Source organism: Asanoa sp. WMMD1127, assembly GCF_029626225.1.
In the GTDB taxonomy this organism is placed as follows: Bacteria; Actinomycetota; Actinomycetes; order Mycobacteriales; family Micromonosporaceae; genus Asanoa.
The window spans coordinates 3,614,861-3,638,480 of the sequence record NZ_JARUBP010000001.1 but is presented as its reverse complement, the minus strand read 5'-3'; the positions used below and the strand labels follow the sequence as shown (position 1 = coordinate 3,638,480).

General features: G+C 71.0%; 22 protein-coding genes. 5 read left to right on the top strand and 17 right to left on the bottom strand.

The annotated features are described in order from the left end of the window. Positions 1-18 precede the first annotated feature (18 nt). From O7635_RS17340 to O7635_RS17325, 4 genes are all read right to left on the bottom strand, one after another. The gene (locus tag O7635_RS17340) at positions 19-2,166 is read right to left on the bottom strand and encodes an EAL domain-containing protein (RefSeq protein WP_278081467.1); all 2,148 of its coding nucleotides are present in this window, start codon (positions 2,164-2,166) and stop codon (positions 19-21) included. 4 nt (positions 2,167-2,170) lie between these two features. Next, a complete protein-coding gene (locus O7635_RS17335; protein WP_278081466.1) occupies positions 2,171-3,010 on the bottom strand; it encodes an SAM-dependent methyltransferase in 840 nt (279 codons plus the stop codon). A 90-nt stretch (positions 3,011-3,100) separates the two neighbouring features. Beyond that, a complete protein-coding gene (locus O7635_RS17330; protein WP_278081465.1) occupies positions 3,101-3,604 on the bottom strand; it encodes a hypothetical protein in 504 nt (167 codons plus the stop codon). A gap of 116 nt (positions 3,605-3,720) precedes the next feature. Next, a complete protein-coding gene (locus O7635_RS17325; RefSeq protein ID WP_278081464.1) occupies positions 3,721-4,560 on the bottom strand; it encodes a DUF4081 domain-containing GNAT family N-acetyltransferase in 840 nt (279 codons plus the stop codon). A gap of 211 nt (positions 4,561-4,771) precedes the next feature. Between O7635_RS17325 and O7635_RS17320 the strand changes: the two genes are divergently transcribed. Beyond that, on the top strand, positions 4,772-5,335 hold the full coding sequence (locus tag O7635_RS17320) for a PadR family transcriptional regulator (RefSeq protein ID WP_278081463.1): 564 nt from the start codon (positions 4,772-4,774) through the stop codon (positions 5,333-5,335). 499 nt (positions 5,336-5,834) lie between these two features. On the opposite strand, the gene ispG is transcribed toward O7635_RS17320, so the two are convergent. From ispG to O7635_RS17295, 5 genes are read right to left on the bottom strand one after another with little or no spacing between them, the layout of a single operon-like run. Then, positions 5,835-7,007, bottom strand: a complete 1,173-nt coding sequence (gene ispG / locus O7635_RS17315; RefSeq protein ID WP_278081462.1) for a flavodoxin-dependent (E)-4-hydroxy-3-methylbut-2-enyl-diphosphate synthase — start codon at positions 7,005-7,007, stop codon at positions 5,835-5,837. A gap of 34 nt (positions 7,008-7,041) precedes the next feature. Then, positions 7,042-8,280, bottom strand: coding sequence for a site-2 protease family protein (locus O7635_RS17310; protein WP_278081461.1), 1,239 nt, complete (start codon positions 8,278-8,280; stop codon positions 7,042-7,044). Further along, complete coding sequence (gene dxr / locus O7635_RS17305; protein ID WP_278085506.1) at positions 8,280-9,470, bottom strand: 1-deoxy-D-xylulose-5-phosphate reductoisomerase; 1,191 nt, start codon at positions 9,468-9,470, stop codon at positions 8,280-8,282. Before dxr ends, O7635_RS17310 begins: the two co-directional genes overlap by 1 nt. A 41-nt stretch (positions 9,471-9,511) precedes the next feature. Beyond that, positions 9,512-10,039, bottom strand: coding sequence for a YcxB family protein (locus O7635_RS17300; RefSeq protein WP_278081460.1), 528 nt, complete (start codon positions 10,037-10,039; stop codon positions 9,512-9,514). 31 nt (positions 10,040-10,070) lie between these two features. Beyond that, on the bottom strand, positions 10,071-10,628 hold the full coding sequence (locus tag O7635_RS17295) for a GNAT family N-acetyltransferase (protein ID WP_278081459.1): 558 nt from the start codon (positions 10,626-10,628) through the stop codon (positions 10,071-10,073). 50 nt (positions 10,629-10,678) lie between these two features. Between O7635_RS17295 and O7635_RS17290 the strand changes: the two genes are divergently transcribed. Continuing rightward, entirely contained in the window at positions 10,679-11,521 is an 843-nt protein-coding gene (locus O7635_RS17290; protein WP_278081458.1) for a YhjD/YihY/BrkB family envelope integrity protein, read from the top strand. An 18-nt stretch (positions 11,522-11,539) separates the two neighbouring features. Here the strand turns inward: O7635_RS17290 and O7635_RS17285 are convergent, their stop codons facing one another. Then, a complete protein-coding gene (locus O7635_RS17285; protein ID WP_278081457.1) occupies positions 11,540-13,717 on the bottom strand; it encodes an MMPL family transporter in 2,178 nt (725 codons plus the stop codon). A 101-nt stretch (positions 13,718-13,818) separates the two neighbouring features. Here O7635_RS17285 and O7635_RS17280 point away from each other — a divergent pair, with 101 nt between their 5' ends. Next, positions 13,819-14,532 (top strand): TetR/AcrR family transcriptional regulator, encoded by a 714-nt coding sequence (locus O7635_RS17280; RefSeq protein ID WP_278081456.1) that lies wholly within the window; start codon positions 13,819-13,821, stop codon positions 14,530-14,532. Between the two features lie 71 nt (positions 14,533-14,603). Continuing rightward, positions 14,604-15,092, top strand: coding sequence for a GyrI-like domain-containing protein (locus tag O7635_RS17275; protein ID WP_278081455.1), 489 nt, complete (start codon positions 14,604-14,606; stop codon positions 15,090-15,092). A gap of 60 nt (positions 15,093-15,152) precedes the next feature. Here O7635_RS17275 and O7635_RS17270 read toward each other — a convergent pair whose 3' ends face one another. Next, on the bottom strand, positions 15,153-16,754 hold the full coding sequence (locus O7635_RS17270; protein ID WP_278081454.1) for a Rieske 2Fe-2S domain-containing protein: 1,602 nt from the start codon (positions 16,752-16,754) through the stop codon (positions 15,153-15,155). A gap of 139 nt (positions 16,755-16,893) precedes the next feature. Between O7635_RS17270 and O7635_RS17265 the strand changes: the two genes are divergently transcribed. Further along, positions 16,894-17,127: a hypothetical protein gene (locus O7635_RS17265; RefSeq protein WP_278081453.1), complete on the top strand. Its 234-nt coding sequence runs from the start codon at positions 16,894-16,896 to the stop codon at positions 17,125-17,127. A 219-nt stretch (positions 17,128-17,346) separates the two neighbouring features. Here O7635_RS17265 and O7635_RS17260 read toward each other — a convergent pair whose 3' ends face one another. From O7635_RS17260 to tsf, 6 genes are all read right to left on the bottom strand, one after another. After that, positions 17,347-18,561: a DivIVA domain-containing protein gene (locus O7635_RS17260; protein WP_278081452.1), complete on the bottom strand. Its 1,215-nt coding sequence runs from the start codon at positions 18,559-18,561 to the stop codon at positions 17,347-17,349. A gap of 43 nt (positions 18,562-18,604) precedes the next feature. After that, the gene (rlmN, locus tag O7635_RS17255) at positions 18,605-19,723 is read right to left on the bottom strand and encodes a 23S rRNA (adenine(2503)-C(2))-methyltransferase RlmN (protein WP_278081451.1); all 1,119 of its coding nucleotides are present in this window, start codon (positions 19,721-19,723) and stop codon (positions 18,605-18,607) included. Between the two features lie 308 nt (positions 19,724-20,031). Continuing rightward, positions 20,032-21,156 (bottom strand): phosphatidate cytidylyltransferase, encoded by a 1,125-nt coding sequence (locus tag O7635_RS17250; protein WP_278081450.1) that lies wholly within the window; start codon positions 21,154-21,156, stop codon positions 20,032-20,034. 117 nt (positions 21,157-21,273) lie between these two features. Next, positions 21,274-21,831 (bottom strand): ribosome recycling factor, encoded by a 558-nt coding sequence (frr, locus tag O7635_RS17245; RefSeq protein WP_278081449.1) that lies wholly within the window; start codon positions 21,829-21,831, stop codon positions 21,274-21,276. A 32-nt stretch (positions 21,832-21,863) separates the two neighbouring features. Next, positions 21,864-22,634: a UMP kinase gene (pyrH, locus tag O7635_RS17240; RefSeq protein WP_278081448.1), complete on the bottom strand. Its 771-nt coding sequence runs from the start codon at positions 22,632-22,634 to the stop codon at positions 21,864-21,866. A 126-nt stretch (positions 22,635-22,760) separates the two neighbouring features. Further along, positions 22,761-23,597: a translation elongation factor Ts gene (gene tsf / locus O7635_RS17235; RefSeq protein WP_278081447.1), complete on the bottom strand. Its 837-nt coding sequence runs from the start codon at positions 23,595-23,597 to the stop codon at positions 22,761-22,763. Positions 23,598-23,620 lie beyond the last annotated feature (23 nt).

The window sequence follows — 23,620 nt, the reverse complement described above, 5'->3', positions numbered from 1 at the left end:
CGCGCGCTCGTCCGCACGTCAATCCTCGCGGGCCGCGGAGCGCAACCGCGCCGCGATCGCCGACGGCGCCACCGGGTTGCCGAAATGCCGGCCCTGCCCGCTGTCACAACCCAGCGCGGTCAACCGTTCCACCTGTTCGGCCGTCTCCACCGACTCCGCGGTGACGGACAGCCCGAGCGCGTGCGCGAGCCGCACCAGCGCGTCGACGATCCGCTCGGCCACCACGCTCGCCGGGTCCTGCGCCCGCATCCCGTCGACGAACGGCCCGGCCAGCTTGAGGCTGTGGATGGGCAGCTGCCGCAGGTACGCGAGGTTGGAGTAGCCGGTGCCGAAGTCGTCGATCGCGAGGCGTACGCCCGTGCCGGCCAGCCGGCGCAGCGCCCGCACCGGCTCACCCCCGGTCGCCATCACCGCGCTCTCGGTCAGCTCGAGCTGGAGCAGGTCGGGCGGCAGGCCACTGGCCCGCAACGCCCCGGCCACCTGGTCGACGATCTCCGGATCGCTGACCTGCCGGGCCGACAGGTTGACGCTGACCATCAGCCGGGCGCGGGGGAACTCCTTGTGCCACCGGCCGGCCTCGACGCAGGAGCGCTCCAGGACCCACTGGCCGAGCCGCACGATCAGGCCCGTCTCCTCGGCGAGCCCGATGAACTGGTCTGGCGAGAGCAGCCCGAGCGTCGGGTGCTGCCACCGGATCAACGCCTCGACGGCCCGGATCTCGCCGCTGTCGAGCGAGACGATCGGCTGGTATTCCACGACGAACTCGTCGCGGGCGAGCGCCGCCGGCAGCGCCGCGGCCAGGGCGGTGCTGGTCGCCTCGCGGGCCGCGCGCTCGGGGTCGTAGCGGGCCCACCGGCCGCGCCCACCCTCGGCCTTGGCCCAGTAGAGCGTGGTGTCGGCGGCCTTCATCAGATCGGTGGCGGCGCCGTCGGCGGCGAACCGGTCCACGATTCCGACACTGGCCGAAACCGCGAGCTGGTGCGCTCCGATGTGGACGGGCTCGGCGACGGCGCGCAGGGCCGACTCCGCCACCTCGACCGCGGCGCCGTCCTCGTCGACGTCGGCGACCAGGATGACGAACTCGTCGCCGCCCATCCGGGCGACCAGGTGGCCGGCGCCGGCGACCGCCTCGGCGAGCCGCCCCGCGACGACGACGAGCAGCTTGTCGCCGACGTCGTGGCCGAGCGTGTCGTTGACGGCCTTGAAGCCGTCGAGGTCGAGGAAGCAGACGCCGACGCGGCCGTCGTGGGCCGGGTCCTGGAGCACGGCCTCGAGGCGCTCGAAGAAGAGCGTGCGGTTGGGCAGGCCGGTCAGCGGGTCGTGCAGGGCCTGGAAACGCAGGCGCTGCTGCAATGCGTAGCGCTCGGTGATGTCCTGGACCATCGCCACCGTGAAGCGGGGCCGGCCGTCGTCGAAGCGGACGAGGCTGACGGCGAGGTCGGTCCAGAGCTGGCTGCCGTCCTTGCGGTAGTAGCGCTTCTCGACGCGTACGCGGTCGCGCTTGCCCTCGATCAGCTCCTCGTAGAGCCGCCACATCTCGGGACCGTCGTCGGCATGGAACAGGCGGCTTACGTTGATCTCGCGCAGCTCGTCGCGCGAGTAGCCCAGCATGTCGGCGAACGACTGGTTGACGTCGACGATGGCGCCCGACAGGTCGGCGATGCCGATGCCGATCGCGGCGCCGCTGAACACCGCGCGGAACCGGGCCTCGCTGTCGCGCAACGCCTGCTCGGCCTCGTTGCGCGCCTCCCAGGCGGACCGGCTGATCCGTTCCTGCTGGGCGAACGTGCGGTCGCGCAGCGCCCAGGCGAAGCCCTCCGCCAGTGCCGCCTGCAGTTGCGTGACGCGCGCGGTCAGGTCGGGCCGGTCGAGCCCGGGCACCACGTCGTCGACCAGGTGGTCGGCCAGCGCCCGCAACGACCAGCCGAGCGTCTCCGGCTCGCTGAGGTTGACCGCGACCAGCGCCCGGCCCACCTCGCGCCCCGGCTCGGCCGTGAACTCGTCGGCCCGCAACACCTCGGCGAGCCGGACCGCGTGCCCGGCCAACAGCTTTTCGACCTCTTCGGACGACATGGGTACGAACGCCCGCCGGGCAATGGCGCGTGCCCACCGCCCGGCGTAGCGCTGCGCGCCCGAGCTGCTGATCTCCGGTGCGGAGAGGGCCATGAAATCAGCCTGCGGCGGGCTTTCGGCCGGCGGGGTCGGCGGGCTTTCGGCCCACTCCGCCGAAGGCGCCAAACCGCTCGGGGTGGTCGTCGACGTCGTCCGGCGAGTCCGGCCGCCACAGTGGCATGTGGACGATGCCGGGCTCGAGGAGCGCGAAATCGCCGAAGTAGGCGGCCACCTGGGCCTTGGACCGCAGCGTGATCTCGGTCGCGGTGCGCGCCGACAGCTTCTGCGCGTCGAGCATCTCCTGCGGCTGGTCCTCGAACGTCGAGTGGGAGATGACGAGGTAGCTGCCCGGCGCCACCGCGTCGCGCAGCACGGCCATCAGGCGGTCGGGGTCGTCGCTGTCGGGTACGAAGTGGACGACGCCCGCCAGCAGCACGCCGATCGGCCTGGCGAAGTCGAGCAGGCCGGTCGCCCGCGCCTCGGCGATGATGTGCTCGGGATCGCGCACGTCGGCCTGGATGACCGCGGTGCGCGGGTTGTCCTCCAAAATGGACCTGCTGTGCGCAACGGCGACCGGGTCGATGTCGACGTAGACGATGCGCGCCTCGGGGTTGATGCCCTGCGCCACCTCGTGCACGTTGCCGACCGTCGGGATGCCGGAGCCGATGTCGAGGAACTGGTCGATGCCGGCCCGGGTCAGCTCGGCCACCGCGCGGCGCAGGAAGGACCGGCCGGCGCGCATGGTCTCGGCCAGGTTGGGGGTCAGCGCCGCGATCTGCTCGGCGAGTTGTCGGTCGATCTCGAAGTTGTGCGCTCCGCCCAGGAAGTAGTCGTAGACCCGGGCGGCGCTCGGCCGGCTGAGATCGACCTCCGTCGGTAGCGCCCTCGACTGTTCCATCGTCCGCCTTCGTTCGATGTCGCTGGGGCTCATGGTCGCGCCCGAGCATACTGAATCGATGCGGCGGTGCGGGGCGACGCGTCGTACCCCCTATTTTGCTCCGTCGGCGGCCGGGACGGGCGTGGCCGGCGTCGCCGCCGGTAGCTGTTCCAGAAGCATGCCGGCCTGGTGCGCGAGCGCGCCGACCACCGCGGGCACCACCGGGAGGATCCAGTCGGCGATGACGCCGCGGTGCGGGAGGTTGAGGATCAGCACGGCCGCCGCGGCGCCGCCGAACCCGTGCACGAGACCGCGCCAGGCGGCCCGTCCCGTGGACGCGACAGCAGCGAGCCGCGCGGCCCGGCCGGTGAGCCCGGGGAAGCTGGTGAGGGCGCGGGCGTCCCGGCGGCCGAAGTTGAGGCCGGTGACGGCGGCGGTGACGGACGTGCCGCCGACGACGGCGGGCAGCAGGTCACGGGTGAGCATGAACAGCACGACGAAGACGCCGAGGCCGATGCCCATGGCGACGGCGGCGCGTTTCCACTCGCGCTTGTCGCCGGGGTACCAGTAGTACTTCGTCGTACCCTCGGAGATCTTCTTCTCGATCCTGCCCACGCCGGGCCTCCAGTGACTTTGGGTGGTTTCTTCGTCACTCAGGGTATGGGCTGGGCTGATTCCGGCATTCGGGCATTAGCCGAACTATCTCGGATTCTGGGACGCTCGTCGCGGCGTCAGAAGAGCACGGTGGCGAACTCGCCGACGGGCCGGAAACCACATCGGGCGTACGCCCGGCGGGCCGGCTCGTTGAAGTCGTTGACGTAGAGGCTGACCGTCGGCGCGACCCGGCGCAGCGCGTCGCGCACCACCGCGGCCAGCGCCGGCGCCGCGAGGCCCTTGCCGCGCCAGTCGGGCGCGACCCAGACACCCTGGACCTGCGCGGTGTGCCGGGTGACGACCGCGAGCTCGGCCTTGAAGACCACCTCGCCGTCGACGATCCGGGCGTACGCGCGGCGGGCCCGGACCAGGTCGGCCACGCGCCGCCGGTAGCCGACGCCGCCGTCGTCGAGCAGGGGCGAGACGCCGACCTCCTCGGCGTACATGGCGACGGCGGCGGGGAACAGCGCGTCGATCTCGTCGGTGCGAACGACGCAGACCGAGCGGTCGACGGCCACGTCGGGCACGGCGTCGGCCATCAGCAGGGGTTGGTGTGGCCGGACCTCGCGGGCCGGCCCCCAGTGGACGGCGAGCCGCTCCCAGAGGCCGAGCACGGCGTCGGCCCGACCGACGATCGACGAGCAGGTGCGGTCCTCGGCGGCCAGGCGCTCGGCGAACGCGGCGACGGCCGGCGGACCGGCATGCACGGGCGTGAGGTGGCCGCCGAGCCAGCAGAGCGCTTCGACGTGGCGGCGCGACCCGTAGCCGAAGACCCGGCCGTCGGCCCGCCACCAGGCGAGCCCGCGCGCGGCGACGCGCTCGGCGACCTGGGCGGCGCCGTAGGGGTCGGTGTCCAGCAGGCGCTCGACCGCGCTTCGCTCGGTCTCGCCGAGTTGCCGGACGGGCACCATCAACACGCTCTCAAGCGTGCCAGATCACCGTGCTAACGGCTTCCCCCGGTTCGGCGCTCCCGTTCGCCGCTGTTGATATGTGAGCTGGGTCACCACGTGTTGTCGGCGATGCATTGCCGATATATCGTCAACGTATCGACAACAGATCGGAGGAGGACCCATGAGGTTCCAACGAGAAAATCTTCATCGTGGCCATCACCATGGCCATGACGCCCGGATGCGCGGACACGGCTTCCCCGGAGGCGACTTCGGCGGCTTCGGCTGGGGTGGCTTCGGCGGCGGCTTCGGTGGCCCCGGCGGCGGTCCCGGCGGCCGCGGACGCGGCCGCGGCGGCCGACGCCCCAACGTCCGCGCGGCCCTGCTGGCGCTGCTCACCGAGCGGCCGATGCACGGCTACGAAATGATCCAGGAGCTCGAGCAGCGCACGGGCGGCATGTGGCGGCCCAGCCCCGGCTCGGTCTACCCGACGCTGCAGCTGCTCGAGGACGAGGGCTTGATCGTCAGCACCACCGAGGGCGGCCGCAAGAGCTTCGCCCTGACCGAGGCGGGCCAGGCCGAGGCCACCGCCGCGGCGGAACAGGCGCCCTGGAGCGCCTTCGAGGCCGCCGGCGCGGTCAACAGCTGGCAGGACATCCGCGAGGCCGCGATGGGGACCATGAACGCCCTGCGCCAGGTGCTCCGCAACGGCACCGACGACCAGCGCACCCGCGCCGCCGAGGTGCTCGACGAGGCCCGGCGCAAGCTCTACGCGATCCTCGCCGAAGAGCCCGAGACCCGGTGACCCCGCACGCGGGGAGCTCCACGAGACCACGGGGTTCGTGGGGCGCCATCCGCTCCTGATCGCGAAGGCCCACGGACCTCAGGTCCGTGGGCCTTTCCGCGTCCGCTGGCCGCGAGGTCCGCGGGCCGCGAGGTCCACGGGCCTCAGGCCCGCGGGCCTTCCCGCGTCCGCCGGCCCGAGGTCCGCAGGCTTCCCGCGTCCACGGGCCGCGAGGTCCACGGGCCGCGAGGTCCACGGGCCTCAAGGTCCGCAGGCCTCCCCGCGCCCGCCGGCCGCGAAGTCCACGGGCCGCGAGGTCCGCAGGCCTCCCCGCGCCCGCCGGCCGCAAGGTACGAGGTCCGCGGGCCGCGAGGTCCGCAGGCCTTCCCGCGCCCGCCAGCCGCGAGGTCCGCAGGCCTTCCCGCACCCGCCAGCCGCGAGGTCCGCGGGCCGCGAAAACGAAGCGGCTCCCCGAACGCCTGGTTCGGGGAGCCGCTTGCTGTCTTCGGTGCGACTGCCGCTAGTGGACGGTGACCGTCGGGCCGACGGCGAGGTCGCGGAGTTCTTCCGGGAGGTCGGCGCCCATCTCATCGGCGAGGCGGACGGCCTCGCCGATCAGGGTCTCGACGATCTGCGCCTCGGGCACGGTCTTGATGACCTGGCCCTTGACGAAGATCTGGCCCTTGCCGTTGCCGGACGCCACGCCGAGGTCGGCCTCGCGGGCCTCGCCCGGGCCGTTGACGACGCAGCCCATGACCGCGACCCGCAGCGGCACCGGCAGGCCCTCGAGCCCGGCGGTGACCTCTTCGGCCAGCTTGTAGACGTCGACCTGGGCCCGCCCGCAGGACGGGCACGAGACGATCTCCAGACCGCGTTCGCGCAGGCCGAGGGACTCGAGGATCTGCTGGCCGACCTTGACCTCTTCGACCGGCGGGGCCGACAGGGACACGCGGATGGTGTCGCCGATGCCCTCGGCCAGCAGCGCGCCGAAGGCGACCGCCGACTTGATCGTGCCCTGGAAGGCCGGGCCGGCCTCGGTCACGCCGAGGTGCAGCGGGTAGTCGCACTGCTCGGCCAGCTGCCGGTAGGCGCGGATCATCACGACCGGGTCGTTGTGCTTCACCGAGATCTTGATGTCGCGGAAGCCGTGCTCCTCGAACAGCGAGCATTCCCACAGCGCCGACTCGACCAGCGCCTCCGCCGTGGCCTTGCCGTATTTCTGGAGCAGCCGCTTGTCGAGCGATCCGGCGTTGACGCCGATCCGGATAGGGACACCCGCGTCCGACGCGGCGGCCGCGATCTCCTTGACCTTGTCGTCGAACTGCCGGATGTTGCCCGGGTTGACCCGCACCGCGGCGCAGCCGGCATCGATCGCGGCGAACACGTAGCGCGGCTGGAAGTGGATGTCGGCGATCACCGGGATCTGCGACTTCTTGGCGATCGCGGGCAACGCCTCGACGTCGTCCTGCGACGGCACGGCCACCCGCACGATCTGGCAGCCCGAGGCCGTCAGCTCGGCGATCTGCTGCAGCGTCGCGTTGACGTCGGCGGTCAGCGTCGTGGTCATCGACTGCACCGACACCGGGGCGCCGCCACCGACCGGCACGGAGCCCACCTGGATCTGGCGGCTCTGCCGGCGGGGCGCCAGCGGCGGGGGCGGGACAGCCGGCATACCGAGACTGACTGCGGTCACAGGAACACTCACCTCGGAACGGTTGTGCGGAGATCTAGAAGAGCGTGATCGGGTTGATGATGTCGGCGGTGATCGTCAGCAGGGTGAAAGCCCCACCTATCAGGATAACCGCGTACGTAACGGGCATCAGTTTGAAGTAGTCGACGCGCCCTGGGTCGGGCTTGCCGAGCCGCGCGAACACCCACGACCGCGCCCGCTCGAACCACGCGATCGCGATGTGGCCACCGTCAAGGGGTAGCAGCGGCAAGAGGTTGAAAACCCCAATGAAGAAGTTCAACGAGACGAACAGCAGGACAAAAATCTCCCACAGACCGTGTTGCGCGGCCTCACCGCCGAGCCGGCTGGCGCCGACGACGCTGATCGGGGTGTCGGCGTCACGCGGCTCGCCCGTGACGGCGTCCCACAGGGCGGGGATCTTCTGCGGCAGCCGCTGCAGCGACTGGACGGTGCCGACCGCGAGCTGACCCGTGTAGTCGGCGGTCGCCGGGAACGCCTCGACCGGGTTGTATTTGACCATCGTCGGCATGCCGGGCGGCAGGTTGGGACCCGCGACACCGAGCGCGCTGACCGCCGTCACCGGGCCGTCGGGGTCGCCGACCGGCGGCCGCTGCACCGAGGCGAGGTTGACGTTGACCTGCTGGTCGGCGCCGTCGCGCTGGTAGTTGACCGTCGCCTGGCTGTTGGGCGGGAGCTTGCGGATCTCGTTGACCAGGTCGGCGTAGGTCGCCACCGGCACGCCGTTGACCGCGGTGATCTTGTCGTCGTCGCGGAGACCGGCCTGCTTCGCGGGGCTCGCCGGGTCGCCCGGCACGCAGTCGCGGTTGACGGTCGCGCCGACGATCACACAATCAGTGATCTTGACGTACGCCGGTTGGGGCTTCTCGATCGCGGGGTTCGGCAGGCCCATGAAGATCGCGGCCAGCCAGAGCGCCACGATCGCCAGGAGGAAGTGGGTGACCGAGCCGGCGCCCATCACGATCGTGCGCTTCCAGACCGGGTATTTCCACATCACCCGCGGCTGGTCGGCCGGGTCGACGTCGTCGTCCTGCGGCGTCATGCCGACGATCTTGCAGAAGCCGCCGAGGGGGATGCCCTTGAGGCCGTATTCGGTCTCACCGCGCTTGAAAGACCAGATGGTCGGGCCGAAGCCGACGAAGTATTTCGTGACCTTCATGCCGAAGGCCTTGGCGGTGACCATGTGGCCGGCTTCGTGCAGGCTGACCGATATCAGGATGCCAAGGGCGAAGGCCACCACCCCGATCAGAAACAGCATCAAGCTCCCCTCACCGCCGACCCGATCAGCTCACGCGCCTGCCCCCGGGCCCACGTCTCCGCGGCGAGCACGTCATCGACGGTACCTGGTTCGCCGAAATCGGGTGCTGCTGCGAGGACTTGGGCCACGGTGTCCACTATGCCGAGGAACGGCAACCGGCCCGCCGTGAACGCCGCCACACATTCCTCGTTGGCCGCGTTGTAGATCGCCGGCCGGCAGCGCCCCGCGCGCCCGGCCGCCTTGGCCAGCTCGACCGCGGGGAACGCGCCGTCGTCGAGCGGCTCGAAGGTCCACGTGTGGGCGGTGGTCCAGTCGACCGGCCGGGCCGCGTCGGCGACCCGGTCGGGCCAGCCGAGCCCAAGCGAGATCGGCAGCCGCATGTCGGGCGGGCTGGCCTGCGCGATCGTCGAACCGTCGACGAACTCCACCATGGAGTGGATCACCGACTGCGGGTGCACGACGACCTGGATGTGGTCGTAGTCGATGTCGAACAGCTCGTGCGCCTCGATCACCTCGAGCGCTTTGTTGACCATGGTGGCCGAGTTGATCGTGACGACCGGACCCATGTTCCAGGTGGGATGGGCCAGCGCCTCCTCCGGTGTGACCGCGGTCAGCTCGGCGCGCCGACGCCCGCGGAACGGCCCGCCGCTGGCGGTGAGCACCAGCTTGCGGACCTCGCTCTCGGCGCCGGACCGCAGGCACTGCGCGAGCGCCGAGTGCTCGGAGTCGACCGGCACGAGCTGCCCGGGCCGCGTCACCGCGGCCTTGACCAGGCTGCCGCCGGCGATGAGGGACTCCTTGTTGGCGAGCGCGAGAACACGCCCGGCGCGCAGCGCGGCCAGTGTCGGCGCGAGCCCGAGCGAGCCCACCACGCCGTTGAGCACCAGGTCGGCCGGCCACTCGGCCAGCTCGGCCATCGCGCTCGGCCCCGCGAGGATCTTCGGGATCCGGAAGTCGCCGGTCGCGTAGCCCCGCTTGGCCGCCTCCGCGTAGAACGCCAGCTGCAGGTCCTGTGCCGCGGACGCCTTGGCCACGCCGACCGCCTCGACGCCCAGCTCGAGCGCCTGGGTCGCGAGCAGGTCGACGTTGCCGCCGCCGGCGCCGAGCGCGACGACGCGGAACCGCCCCGGGTTGCGGCGCACGATGTCGACCGCCTGCGTGCCGATCGACCCGGTGCTGCCGAGCAACACGATCTCGCGCGGGTTTGCTTGGGTCACCCGGTCATTCTCCCCTATCGCGGGTCGGGCTCCGAAGTTGTCCACAGGTCCGGCCGGGCGCGGCGCACGAGACCCCGCCGCTCGAGGAGGTCGCGCAGCTCATCCCGGTGCTCGGCGGACAGCGGCGCGATCGGGACCGCCAGGAAGGTTCGCCCCGGCGGCCAGACCACCAGCAGGTCGTCCGGGGTGATCGCGGCACGCTCGACCGTCTCCCAGCGCAGCGTCGTCGGCTCGGCGTTCTCCCGGCGTACGGTCAGGCTCTCGTCGTCGATCTCGTACTCGGCGGCGCTCGCCGTTGACCTGCGGTGCCTGAGGCGGACCACCGCGACGATGAGGCTCGGGCAGATCAGCAGGAGCAGGCCCGCGGCGACGAGGACGGCCTCGAGGAGCGTCGGGGCCGGTCGGGTGGCCGCCAGCACCAGGCCGAGCAGCACCGCCACGGCGCCGAGGGCGTAACAGGCGCGCCGTGGCCAGCGCATCGCGTACCGCGCGGCGGTGTTCGCCCTCCGGCGGTCCGGCCGGGCGACGATGACGATGCGCACGGCGGACAGGGTAGGGCGATGATCCGCTCCGTTACTGGGCGGGTCCCCGGTTGTCGTCGGCGGCCAGCCGGTAGGTGTCGAGCTCGATGCCGCCGTACCAGCGCGTTTGTGTGCCGATCGGGGTCATGCCCAGGCGGCGGGCGACGGCGACCGACGGCGTGTTGCCCGCACGGATGACCGCGAAGATCTCGCTCAGCCCCGCGGCGAACGCGCGGTCGATGGCGGCGCGACCCGCTTCGGTGGCGTAGCCGTGCCCCCAGGAGTCGGGGTGCAGGTGCCAGCCGACCTCGATGTCCGTGGTGGGTTTGTCGTCGACACCGGGCAGGGGTACGACAAGCACCGAGCCCACCGTCACCCCGGTGTCGCGCACGTCGACCGCCCAGATCCCCTGCTGGCCGTCCGGCGACGCCCGCTCCTGCCAGCGGCGCATCATGGTGCGCGCCTCGGTCTCGGTTTCAAGTGTCCGTGGGTGGGCACCGAGCCACCGGGCAACTTCCCAGCGCGACATCATGTCGAAGACCCGAGCGACATCGGCGTCGCTCTCCGTCCACTGCCGAACGATCAGGCGATCCGTCTCGAAGACCGTCATGTGCAGGGATGCTAACGAGTGTCGGGCGCCTTTCCAGGGAAAGTGAGGGCATGGTCGAGGGGCTGCGAAGGGTGGCGCGCGCCGCGTTCGCGCCCCTGCGCGGCCGGGACCTGTCGCTGCACGCCGCGGCCATCACGTTCTACGCCGCGATCGCGATCGTGCCGGTGTCGCTGCTCGCGCTCTGGCTCACCGGCCTGATCGCCGGCGCGGACCGGGTACGCCGCCTGACCTCCTATGCGGTGGAGACCCTGCCGGCCGAGATCGGCGCCGACCGCGCCGCCGGGGCCCTGATCGAGACGGGCCTGTCGCTGACACCGTTGCTGGCGCTGGCGTCGCTGCTGCCGGCATCGTTCTACGGCGAGGGCCTACGACGGGCGTTCGTCTCGGTCGCCCGACCGGCCGACGAACGCCTGATCGGCTGGCGCGGCCGCATCCTGCTGCTGCCCCTGCTGGCCCCGGCGCCCGCGCTGGTCCTGGCCACGATCGCGTCGCTGCCCTACACCACCGGCCTGGTACGCCGCGGCGGCTGGTCGCTGGCCCTCGGCGTCATCCTCTCCTTTCTCGCTGTCTGGCTGGTCCTCACCCCGGTGCTGATCTGGGTCTTCCGCGTGGTCGGCCCGGGCCGCCCGGACTGGCGCCCCACCTGCCTGGTGGGCTCGTTCACGGCCGCGAACCTCTCCGGCTTCCTGCACGGCTTCGTCCTGTTCACCTCGTTCCCGCTGGACCTCGGCATCCCCTTCGGCGGCCTGGACCCCGTGGGCGCCATCGTGGCGGTCCTGCTGTGGCTCTACCTGTTCCACGTCATCGTCCTGGCCGGCTATTCGGGAACGTTGGCGCTCAACGAGGCCCTCGCCAAGCGCCGCGCCACCGCGCAACCCAACCCCGCGACCTGACCGCCGCCGGAAGCGGCTTCAGCTCGGGCCGCTCGTCCCGGCCAGCGCTTCCTCCTTGGCCGGGGCCCCAGGGTGTGGCTCCAGCTCGCGGATGCCGAAACGGCGGTAGATCGCGCCCAACGGACCAGGCGCCCACCAGTTCCAGCGCCCGAGTAGTCGCATGGTCGCCGGCACCAGCAGGAGCCGCACGAGGGTGGCGTCGACGATGATCGCGACGATCATGCCGATGCCGATCAGCTTGATGAAGGCGATCCCGCCGCTGGCGAAGCCGGCCACCACCACGATCAGCAGCAGCGCCGCGGCGGTGATGATGCGGCCCGTGTGTTGCAGGCCGGTCGCGACCGATGCCGTGTTGTCGCCGGTGCGGTCCCACTCCTCGCGTACCCGGGACAGCAGGAACACCTCGTAGTCAGTCGCCAGGCCGAACAGGACGGCCAGCATCAGGATCGGATTGCTGGGTTCGATGAAGCCGGTCGGGGTGAAGCCGAGGAAGTCGGCGAAGTGCCCGTCCTGGAAGATCCAGACGACCACGCCGAACGAGGCGCCGATGGAGACGAGGTTCATCAGGACCGCCTTGATCGGCAGCACGATCGAACCGAACGCCAGGAAGAGCAGGATCAGCGTCGCGGACGCCATGATCAGGGCCATCCACGGCAGATGCGCGACCAGGCTGTCGATCAGGTCAAGGTCGGCGGCCGTGCGCCCGCCGACCAGGATGTCGACGCCCGCAGGCTCCGGCAGGTCGCGGATCGCCCGGACGACGCCCTGCGCCGCGTCGCCGGTCGACTCGCCCTCGTAGGTGACGTTGAGCAGCGTCGACCCGCCGGCCTCGGCCGACGGCTGGACCCCGGTGACGTCGGGCAGCGTGCCGATGGTCGACGCCAGCCGCTGCGCCTCGGCCTCGCCGCCGCCGGACACGAGCACCTCGATCGGCCCGACCGTGCCCCCGGCGAAGTCGGCGCTGATCGCGTCGGACACCACGCGTGGCTCGGCGCCGGGCGGAAGCACGCGCTCGTCGAAGCCGCCGAACCCGATCCGCAGCACCGGCGAGGCCAGCACCGCGAGCACGACGATGACGCCCGCCGCGTAGACGATCGGTCGGCGCATCACGCTCCGCGCGATCCGTGCCCACGCGCCGTCGCCGCTGGCGCGCTCGCCACCGCGGCGCCAGGGCAACGGGATGCGCAGCGCGTTGATCCGGTGCCCGAGCACCGCGAGCAGGGCCGGCAGCGCGGTGAGCGCGGCCAGCATCGCGACCAGCACGGCGGCCAGGCCGCCGAAGCCCATCGAGCGCAGGAACGACTGCGGGAAGATCAGCAAGCTGGCCAGGGCCAGGGCGATGGTCAGGCCGGAGACGAGGACCGTGCGACCAGCGGTGGCCATGGTGCGCGCGATCGCGGCTGGCGGCTCGTGGCCCGCGGCCAGCTCCTCGCGGAACCGGCTCACGATGAACAGCGCATAGTCGACCGCCATGCCCAGCCCGATCAACGTGATGATGTTGATCGCGAAGACGGACACGTCGGTGATCATGTTGATCAGCCGCACGACGACGAGCGAGCCGAGGATCGCGATGCCGCCGATCATCAACGGCGTCGCGGCGGCGGCGAGGCCACCGAAGATGAGGATCAGCAGGACGAGCAGCACCGGGAGCGAGAACATCTCCGCGCGCGCCAGGTCTTCGCTGGTCTGTTTGTTGGCCTCGTGGAGGAACGGGATGGTGCCACCGGTCCGCGTGGTGATGCCGGCAGCGGCCAACTCCGGCTCGATCGCCTCGTACGCCGTGGTCTTGCCGTCCGGGTCTGTCGCCCGCAGCTGCACCATCGCGTAGGTGGAGCGCCGGTCGCCGGAGACCAGCGCCGGTGACTGCGTGTCGTAGAAGCTGGTCACGCTCGCGACCTCGGGCAGCGCGCGGACCTTCGTCAGGGTCGCGGTGACCGGGTCACGGAAGCTCGGATCGTCGACGACCACGGTCGGGCTGGAATAGAGCACCAGCACGTCGACGTCCTGGTTGCCGAGCTCGGCGATGGTGCGCTCGCGGAACTGCGTCGACTCGGCGTTGGGGTCCTCGAAACCACCGCCCGTCAGCGAGCCGAAGACGCCCGAGCCCCAGGCCGCGCCGACCAGGACCAGCACCGCGGCCGCAGCCAGCACCCCCCAGCGGAACCGGACCACCGCCCGCCCCCACCACGCGAACATGGATCCCCCCAGAGATCTGTGCAAAACTACGAACAGCGTTAGGAAGATGAACGCCGTTAACTATGGCAACGGCGTTCTCGTGAGTCAAGGGAGTTCGCTGATTGAGCGCGCCGACCCGGCGTGAGCGCCTTCGCACCTCGACCCTCTCCGAAATCAAGGACGAGGCCCGCCGCCTGCTGGTCATGGGCGGCCCCGAGGCGATCTCCCTGCGCGCCATCGCCCGCGAGATGGGGATGACGGCGCCCGCGATCTACCGTTACTTCGACAGCCTCGACGCGCTGGTCGAGGCACTGGCCGGCGATCTCTATGTCGAGCTGTCCGAGGTGGTGATCGCGGCCAAGCAGGACGCCGGCGACGACCCGGTGGCGCAGATCAAGGCCATGGCCCACGCCTTTCGCGGCTGGTCGGTCGCGCACCCGGCCGAGTTCGGCCTCATCCTCGGCAGTCCGTTGCCCGGCATCCAGGCCTTCCAGGAGAGCTTCGACGAGGAGAACCACCCCGGCGTCGAGTTCGGCCGGCCGTTCATGGAGACGATCAACGCGCTCTGGCTGCGCGAGCGCTATCCGACCCCGCCGCGGTCGCTGATGGAGGAGCGCCTCGCCGCCCATCTCGAGCCGCTGCGCGCGAGCCACGGCGAAGAGGTGCCGATCGAGGTCGCCTGGGCGTTCCTCAGCGGGTGGTCACGGCTCTACGGGCTGGTGTCGATGGAGGTCTTTCACCACCTGCGCTGGGCGGTGTCCGACCCGGGAGCGTTTTTCGAGATGGAGCTGCACGCGTACGTGGATCAGTTCACCGGACACGGCCCACCCGACTGAGCCGGCCGGTTTCTGTCGGTGGCCGCACCCATAATGGTCGCGTCGCAACGAGCCACCGAGGAGGACCGGCCGTGACCATCGAGGCCAGCGTGACCGACCGTCCGGCGCAGGACTACGTCGCCATCAAGCGCACGGTGACGATGAGCTCCATCGCCGACATCGCCGACCGCATCCCGGAGGTGCTGGCCTTCCTACGTCAACGGGGCCTCGCCCCGGCCGGCGCGCCGTTCCTCAAATACAACGTGATCGACATGGATCGCGAGCTGGAGATCGAGGCCGGCGTCCCGGTCAACATGCCGGTCGGGGGCAGCGGCGAGATCTTCTCCGACGTCCTACCCGCGGGCCGCTATGCGACGGTCACCCACGTCGGCCATCCCGACGAGCTGCTCCAGGTGACCGCCGACCTGTTGAGCTGGGCCCACGAACGCGACCTCGAGTTCGACCAGCACGACTCCCCCGCCGGCGACGTGTGGCGGTGCCGGCTGGAGATCTACCACACCCACCCGGCCGAGGTGCCGATCGACAAGTGGGAGACGGAGCTCGCCTTCCTACTACGCTGACGCGCCCGCCCAGCGGACGGGCGCCCCCGGCGCCGCCCAGCGGACAGGCGCCGCCCGCGGCTAAGCCTGCGCGGTGGCCGCCTCCGGGGTCTCCCCCTCGGCAGCGGTGGCCGCCGGCTCGCCGACGCGGCGGGCCCGGATCTGGTGGCCGACGCCGGTCAGGCACCGCCCGCTCGGCAGGTCGAACCGCCACCCGTGCAGCTGGCAGGTCAGCTGGTCGCCGTCGACGATGCCGAAGCGGGTGAGGTCGGCCTTCAGGTGCGGGCAGCGCCGCTGCACGACCCAGTCGCCGAGGGTGATGTCCTCGGCGTCGGTGGTGCGCTCGTGCTCGTCATACCAGCCCTCGGCGTACTGCAGGCGCTCTTCGGACAGGCACTTGAAGAAGGCGTAGACGAACTCGTTGTACTGCCCGATCCGGGCCGCCGAGAAGCGGCACGAGAGGAACAGCGAGTTGACCCAGTCCACCTCGTCGATGAAAAGGAGGTGCTCGACGAGCGCGCGCTCGGTGCGGAAGCGGTAGCGGACCTTCTCGTCCGCGTACCGCCGGACCTCCTTGCCCGGGAAGTCCACGACGATCGACTCGACCGAGTCACCGTCGTAGCCGACCAGGTCGAACCGGACCGGACCCCCGACGCCCTTGGCCAGATAGATCGACTCCTCGAGGAGCGGCTCGATCCGCCGCTTCATCTCCTTGAGGACGTCGATCTCGGGGTGCCGCCACGACGCCTTCTCGGCCGCGATGATCGGCCGCTTGCGCTCACGCATCTCCTCGAGGTGCGCGGCTTTGTTGGCGAAGAACTCGTCGACGTCGGTCGGGTGGGTCGTCTCGATGGACGTCGTCGTGATCTCCGAGACGCTGCCGGGCAGGAGGACGACACCGTTGGTGCCGCCGACCTTGGCGTACTCCTTCATGAAGACCGACTGGTCCGGGAAGATGTTGCCCTCGTCGCCGAAGATGTCGTTGAACTGCCACAGCTCGTCGTCGAGGAAGCAGGGCGGCCCGGCGATCGGGAAGACGTGCGACGCCTTCAGGTCGTCGATGTAACGCCACGTCCGGTCGAACTGCCGGTCGCGCTTCTGCTTGCCGAACGCGGTCTTGGCGGCCTGCGGCAGCTCGTAGACCATCGGGTACCAGATGGCGCCCGAGAACTGCAGCATGTGCGCGTGCACGTGACCGAGCGAGGCGAACAGCGACAGGTCGGTCGGGCGCGCGTCGTTCTGGTTGAGCAGCCGCACGCCGTCGTACTCCACCCACAGCGACGAGTCACCGATCGGCCCGTCCGTCGGCGACGTCAAGGCCTGGATCATGACCTTCAAGCCGCCGTCGAGCTCGACGACCTCTTCGGTCACCGTCTTGATGAAGTGCTTGAAGCCCAGCTCGCGCAGCTCGTCCTCGAGCTCGCTGGTCGGGTACTCCGGCAGCAGCACCCGCGCGTCCTTCGAGATGAAGCGCTTGAGGTGCGCCGCGTCGAAGTGGTCGCGGTGCAGGTGGCTCAGGTAGAGATAGTCGACCTGCCCGAGCGTCTCCCAGTCGAGCAGCGAGTTGTCGGGAAAGGGGAACCACGACGCGAAGTACGCGGGGTTGACCCAGGGGTCACAGAGGATGCTCCCCGCCGGGGTGTCGATCCGCATGCTGGCGTGTCCCGTCCCGGTCACTCGCACGGCAGCAAACCCCCAAGAAGATCAAAAGCGTCGTCGGTCGTACGGCGAAAACGCTACCCGACGAGCCGGGGTGCCCGATCCTCGACGCCACGGGCGTGCCACACTGATCTCCGCACCCAGCCGAGGGAGGAGCCACGAGGTGGCAGAGCACGAGCCGGTCATCGCGCCTGACCAGAGGAAGCCGGGCCACCGCAAGGGCGGCCGGATCGGTGCCGTCGTCGTCGCGATCTCTCTGGTGCTGATGCAGTTCTGCAACAACGAGGTCACCGGCGTCGAGCGCATCTGGCTCAACGGCATCGCCGCGGCCCTGATCCTCGCCGTCATCGGCGACGCCGCCCTCCGCCGCGTCGGCCTCCGCTCCGAGCGCGGCTGACACCGGGTCACACCCAGAGCCAGGCTGTCCCGGGTCTGCCGGGGGTCCGGACCGTCGCTCCCGCCGGGGACCGCTCGCTCCGCTTCGCTGCCAGCCCCGCGCACCACAGTCAGACGCGGCCGCCGATCGCTTGCTCCCTTCACCACTCCAAATTGGCGCAGGCGCAGAAAACGAATCCGCCCGCCCGGCGTGGCCAGGCGGGCGGAGACAACGAACAGCTCAGCGGCGCCGGACGATGTCGCGGACCTCCAGTAGGGCCTGCTCGACCTCGGCCTCGAAGTAGCCCCCCGGCACCAGGCCGAACTGGGTCGCGTCGAAGTCCGCGTCGGTCGTCGGCACCGGGCCGCGGCCCGTCATGCCGGTCAGCACGTCCTCGAAGAAGCGGTCGACCTGCGACGGGTCGTAGCCGCTGCCGAACCTGCGCACCTGGAACGACCGTCGCATCTGGTCGACGCGGGCCAGGTCGCTGCCGGGCGGGCCCATCAGCGGCGGGCCGCCCATGCCGGGCGCGCCCATGCCACCGGCGGGGCCGCCACCCATCGCGAGCCCAGGACCGCCCATGCCGGGACCCCCGGGGCCCATGCCCGGGCCGCCACCCATGCCGGGACCACCGCCGGGTTGCCCCGGACCGCCGCGACCCACGTCGCCCCGCTCGGGCATGCGGATCTCCGCGGTCATGTCCATCCGGCCGCGCCGACCCGGCTGCTCCGGACCGTCGTAGCCGTCGTCACCGGCCGGGAACCCGCGCATACCGGGCGCGCTCGGCCCGCGGGACGGACCACCCATGGGCCCGCCAGGCCCGCCAGGGCCGCCCGGGCCCCCAGGGCCGTCGTATCCGCGCGGCCCGTCGAAGCCACCGTCGAAGCCGCCGCCACCGTCGAAGCCACTGCCGTAGGGCGGCGGCGGACCGGGCCGGGCATAAGGGTCGTCGTTCGGGACCGGCCGCATCGGCAGCGGGCCGCCGCCCATCGTCGTGGCGGCGCTGCGGTCCGGCGGACCGAACGCGCCGGCCGGCGGCGCCGGGATCGGCGGGCCAAGACGGTCGGGCGGACCCATGCGATCGGGCGGGCCGAGACGATCGGGCGGACCCATGCGGTCGGGCGGACCAAGACGGTCGGGCGGGCCCATGCGATCCGGCGGACCCATCCGGTCGGGCAGGCCCATCCGGTCAGGGCCGCCGAAGCGCCCGTTGCGCTCCTCGAGCTCGCCGACCTGGCGCTCGACCCGGTCGAGGTGCAGGTCGACCTGCCACTCGTCATAGCCGCCGAACCGGACCCGGAAGACGACGTCGTGGACCTCCTGGGCGCCGACCGGCGCCCCGATGGGGTCGCCGGCCAGGGTCGCCTCGACGCGGTCGAGGAACGCGTCGACCTCGTCGACCTTGTAGCCGCGACGCAGCGCCCGACGGCGGAATCGTTGACCCTGGCTCGCCACTATGTCTCCTGGTTAGTTCGCTCGGCCGCGGCCCCGAACGCGGTCATGTCGTCACCTCGGCCGCGGCGAGCTGACCGCACGCGCCGTCAATCTCGCGACCTCTGGTGTCACGCACGGTAGTCGACACGCCCGCCGCGCGCAGCCTCCGGACGAACTCGCGTTCGACCGGCTTGGCACTCGCGTCCCACCGACTGCCCGGAGTCGGGTTGAGCGGGATCAGGTTGACGTGCGCGAGCCGCCCCGCCAGCAGGCGACCGAGCAGATCGGCTCGCCAGGGCTGGTCGTTCACGTCCTTGATCATCGCGTATTCGACGGAAACACGGCGCCCCGTGCGATCCGCGTAGTGCCACGCGGCGTCGAGCACCTGGGCCACCTTCCACCGTTGGTTGACCGGCACCAGTTCATCGCGCAGATCATCATCGGGCGCGTGCAGCGACAACGCAAGAGTCACCTGGAGGTCTTCCTCGGCGAGCTTGCGCATCGCCGGGACGAGGCCGACCGTCGAGATCGTGATGTGTCGCTGCGAGAGGCCGAGCCCTTCCGGCGCGGGCGAGGTCAGCCGGCGCACGGCGGCCAGCACCCGGTTGTAGTTGGCCAGCGGCTCGCCCATCCCCATGAACACCACGTGCGAGAGCCGCGCCGGCGATCCCGCGACCGCACCCGACGCCGCCACACCGGCGAGATAGACCGCCTGGTCGACGATCTCCGCGGTGGACAGGTTGCGGGTGAGCCCGGCCTGGCCGGTGGCGCAGAACGGGCACGCCATGCCACAGCCCGCCTGGCTGGAGATGCAGACCGTGACCCGGTCCGGGTAGCCCATCAGCACGCTCTCGACCAGCGAGTTGTCGTGCAGCCGCCACAACGCCTTGCGCGTGGCGCCGTCGTCGCAGGCCATCTCGCGTACCGGCGTCAACAGCCGCGGCAGCAGATCCTCCGCGATCTTCGCCCGACTGGCCGCCGGCAGGTCGGTCATCGCGTCGGGATCACGCACCAGCCGCCCGAAGTAGTGGGTCGACAACTGGCGCGCGCGGAAGCGGGGCTCACCCAGCGCGACCAGAGCGGCTTCGCGCCCGGCGACATCAAGATCGGCAAGGTGGCGCGGCGGCATGGCCGCGCGCCGGGCGGGGGCGGCGTCGGACTGGATGATGGGCAGGCTCGTCATGGCGGCTCAAGTCTCCCACGACTGTTCGATCACCTTCACCTGCCCGGGTGGCCGAACATAGTGCCGAAGATCAAATGCCAATTCATCGACGCACGTTCGTCGTGGGCACGACCGCTCGCTCCCGCGCGCACCGCTCGCTCCGCTTCGCTGCCAGGTCCGCGCGCCGAAAGCTGCCTTATCCGAATGGCTGGAGTGGCCCGCGGTTGTATGAATAGCAAATAGCCCGACAGGCCGGCAGCAACGCACAAAAGGTCCGGCAATCGAACCGATTGGAGAACCGGCGACTCGAAGCGTGCGAAACCACGCCTTCAGCGGACGGGCGCGAAGATCGACAGCAGCAGGTAAGCGGTGGGCACCGCGAACAGGATGGAGTCGAGGCGGTCCATCAGGCCGCCGTGCCCCGGCAGCAGGCGGCTCATGTCCTTGACGCCCAGGTCGCGCTTGAGCATCGACTCGCCTAGGTCGCCGAGCACCGCCGCCACACTGATCGCCGCGCCGATCAGCGCGCCCCACCAGAAGTCGACGCCGAGCAGGAAGTAGCAGCTCAGGGCCGTACCGATCGCGGCCGCGGTCAGCGAACCGCCGAAGCCCTCCCAGGACTTCTTCGGGCTGATCGTCGGCGCCATCGGCCGGCGCCCGAGGAAGACGCCGGCGGCGTAACCGCCGGTGTCGGAGAGCACGACGCCGATGAGCACGACCAGGACCCGGTCGGCGCCGTCCGGCGGAACCGCCAGCAGCGCGGCGAAGCCCGCCAGGAACGGCACGTAGACCGCGATCAGCGCGGACGCGGTCAGGTCGCGTCTGAAGTCCTTGGGGCCGTCGGCAAGCCGCCAGACGGTCGCCGCCAGCAGGGTCGCCACGAGGCCGAGGAGCAGGGCGTCGGCGCCGGCGTACCAGGCCAGGCCGATCATCAGCACCCCGCCCGCGATCAGCGGGATCGTCGGCGGGTGGGCGCGGACCTCACGCAGGGCCCGGCTGACCTCCCAGATGCCGACCGCCACGGCCAGCGCGAGGACGCCGAGGAAGGCGAGCTTGTAGACGTAGAGCGAGACGAGCAGGACCGCGCCGAGGGTGACGCCGACGGCGATCGCCGCGGGCAGGTTGCGCCCGGCGCGGCTGGTCTTCTGGACGGTCGGCGGGCGGCCTGGTCCGGCGCGGCGGCGGCCGGGGCCCGGACGCCTGGGTGCGGTGGCGTCCCCCGGGTCGCTCCCGTCCCCGCTGCCGGTCTGGGGCGCGACCACGGGCAGCTGCGCGGTGTCGGCGGCGAAGCCGTTGCCGGCGGGGTCCGTTTCGGGGACGGGCTGCGTGGGGCCCGCCCAACCCGGCACCTCGAGGTTGGCGTGGAAGTCCTGGCCGCCGTACTCCTCGGGCGCGACACCTGGGTGCCGCGCCCGATGCGGATCAACGCCCGGATAGGGGTCGGAGTAGGACATCAGCCCACAACCGGGCCCGTCGTCGAACGCCACATGTCGCCGAGCCCCCCTTCGCCTATCGATCTCCTGACCAGGAGGAATCGTGCCGAGCCTACTGCACCCGAGGCGACCTCCCGCTCAGACCTCGAGCAGCTCGGTCTCCTTGTGCTTGAGGAGTTCGTCGATCTGGGTGACGTACCGATGGGTCAGGTCGTCGAGGTCCTTCTCGGCCCGGCGACCGTCGTCTTCCCCGGTCTCGCCGTCCTTCACCAGCCGGTCGAGCTCCTCCTTGGCCTTGCGCCGCACGTTGCGTACGGCGATCTTGGCCTCCTCGCCCTTGTGCCGCGCGACCTTGATCATCTCGCGGCGCCGCTCCTCTGTCATCTGCGGCAGGATGATGCGCAGCTGGTTGCCCTCGTTGTTGGGGTTGACCCCGAGGTCCGAGTCGCGGATCGCCTTCTCCATCGCGCCGAGCTGCGAGTTGTCGTACGGCTTGATGATCGCCATCCGCGGCTCCGGTGTGCCGACGGACGCCATCTGGGTCAGCGGCGTCGGCGTGCCGTAATAGTCGATGATGATCTTGGAGAACATCGCCGCGTTGGCCCGCCCGGTGCGGATCGCGGCGAACTCCTCCTTGGCGTGGTTGACCGCGCCGTCCATCTTCTCCTCGGCCTCGAGGAGTGTGTCGTCGATCACCGGGTCCGTCGCCTCCTTCTAAGATGTGGCACTCAGTTGGCGGTAATCAAGGTGCCGATGCGCTCACCGGCGACGGCCCGCATGATCGTGTCGTCGCCCTCGGCGCCGAACACCAGCATGGGCAGGCCGTTCTCCTCGCAGAGGCTGAACGCGGCCGCGTCGGCGACCCGCAGCCCGCGCCGGAGCACCTCGGCGAACGTGACCGAGTCGAACTTGCTGGCCGTGGGATCGGTGCGCGGATCGGCGGTGTAGACCCCGTCGACCCCGTTCTTGCTCATCAGCACCACGTCGGCCCGGATCTCCAGCGCCCGCTGGGCGGCGACGGTGTCGGTCGAGAAGTACGGCATCCCGGCGCCGGCACCGAAGATCACGACGCGCCCCTTCTCGAGGTGGCGGATGGCGCGCAGTGGGATGTAGGGCTCGGCGACCTGGGCCATCGTGATCGCGCTCTGCACGCGGGTCTCGATGCCTTCCTTCTCCAGGAAGTCCTGGAGGGCCAGGCAGTTCATGACGGTGCCGAGCATGCCCATGTAGTCGGCGCGGGCCCGGTCCATGCCGCGCTTCTGCAGCTCGGCGCCCCGGAAGAAGTTGCCACCGCCGACGACGACGGCGACCTGGACGCCGCGGCGCACGACGGCCGCGATCTGGCGGGCCACGGCCTGCACCACGTCGGGGTCGACGCCGACCATGCCGCCGCCGAACACCTCACCGGAAAGCTTGAGGACGACCCGGCGGGGCCTGCCCGGGGGCGGCGCGGTGGGGTCTTCGACCGGCCATGTCGTCTCGCCTGCCACGTCCGTCATCCGACCGCCTCTCGTCGCTTCGGCACCGGTGCGGTGCCAGGTGGAGCGTATTGCCCTCGCGGGCCACCGGCGCGCCGGCCGGTGAGTGCGCCCCCGCCCTTGACGGACGGGGGCGCGACGACCCGGTCAGGCCTGGCCGACCTCGAAGCGGACGAACCGCGTGAGCTCGATGCCGGCCTCGCTGACGACCTGCTTGACGGTCTTCTTGTTGTCGGCGACCGAGGACTGCTCCAGCAGCACGAAGTCCTTGAAGAACGCGTTGGTGCGCCCCTCGACGATCTTCGGCAGCGCGGCCTCCGGCTTGCCCTCCTCGCGAGCGGTCTGCTCGGCGATCCGGCGCTCCGACTCGACGACGTCGCCCGGCACCTCGTCACGGTTGAGGTACTTGGGGCGCATCGCGGCGACCTGCATGGCCACGCCACGCGCGTCGGCGTCGGCGGCCTCGTCGCTCTTGCCGCTGTAGGCGACCAGGACACCGACCGCGGGCGGCAGGTCCTGGCTCTTGCGGTGCAGGTAGACGGCCACCGGCTCGTCGCCGTCGATCACCGCGAAGCGGTTGAGGACGAGCTTCTCGCCGATCTTGGCCGAGGCTTCCTGGACGGTGTCGGCCACGGTGCGGCCGTCGGCCAGCTTGCTGGCCAGCAGCGCCTCGACGTCGGTGACGCCGGCGGTCGCGGCGTGCTCGACGAGCTGCTGGGCGAGCGCGATGAAGTCGGCGTTCTTGGCGACGAAGTCGGTCTCGCAGTTGAGCTCGAGCAGCGCCCGGCCGGAGTGGGCGACCAGACCGTTGGCGGCGGTACGCCCGGCGCGCTTGCCGACGTCCTTGGCACCCTTGATCCGCAGGAACTCGACGGCCTTGTCGAAGTCGCCGTCGGCCTCGGTGAGCGCCTTCTTGCTGTCCATCATGCCGGCGCCGGTGAGATCGCGGAGCTTCTTGACGTCCGCGGCGGTGAAGTCAGCCATGACTCTCTCTTTTGATGGTTAGT

Bases quoted from the DNA above. Each gene is read 5' to 3' on its own strand.
- O7635_RS17340 (WP_278081467.1), bottom strand. From the start codon at position 2,166: ATGGCCCTCTCCGCACCGGAGATCAGCAGCTCGGGCGCGCAGCGCTAC.
- O7635_RS17335 (WP_278081466.1), bottom strand. From the start codon at position 3,010: ATGGAACAGTCGAGGGCGCTACCGACGGAGGTCGATCTCAGCCGGCCG.
- O7635_RS17320 (WP_278081463.1), top strand. From the start codon at position 4,772: ATGCGCGGACACGGCTTCCCCGGAGGCGACTTCGGCGGCTTCGGCTGG.
- O7635_RS17310 (WP_278081461.1), bottom strand. From the start codon at position 8,280: ATGCTGTTTCTGATCGGGGTGGTGGCCTTCGCCCTTGGCATCCTGATA.
- O7635_RS17295 (WP_278081459.1), bottom strand. From the start codon at position 10,628: ATGACGGTCTTCGAGACGGATCGCCTGATCGTTCGGCAGTGGACGGAG.
- O7635_RS17290 (WP_278081458.1), top strand. From the start codon at position 10,679: ATGGTCGAGGGGCTGCGAAGGGTGGCGCGCGCCGCGTTCGCGCCCCTG.
- O7635_RS17285 (WP_278081457.1), bottom strand. From the start codon at position 13,717: ATGTTCGCGTGGTGGGGGCGGGCGGTGGTCCGGTTCCGCTGGGGGGTG.
- rlmN (WP_278081451.1), bottom strand. From the start codon at position 19,723: ATGACGAGCCTGCCCATCATCCAGTCCGACGCCGCCCCCGCCCGGCGC.
- O7635_RS17250 (WP_278081450.1), bottom strand. From the start codon at position 21,156: ATGTCCTACTCCGACCCCTATCCGGGCGTTGATCCGCATCGGGCGCGG.
- pyrH (WP_278081448.1), bottom strand. From the start codon at position 22,634: ATGACGGACGTGGCAGGCGAGACGACATGGCCGGTCGAAGACCCCACC.
- tsf (WP_278081447.1), bottom strand. From the start codon at position 23,597: ATGGCTGACTTCACCGCCGCGGACGTCAAGAAGCTCCGCGATCTCACC.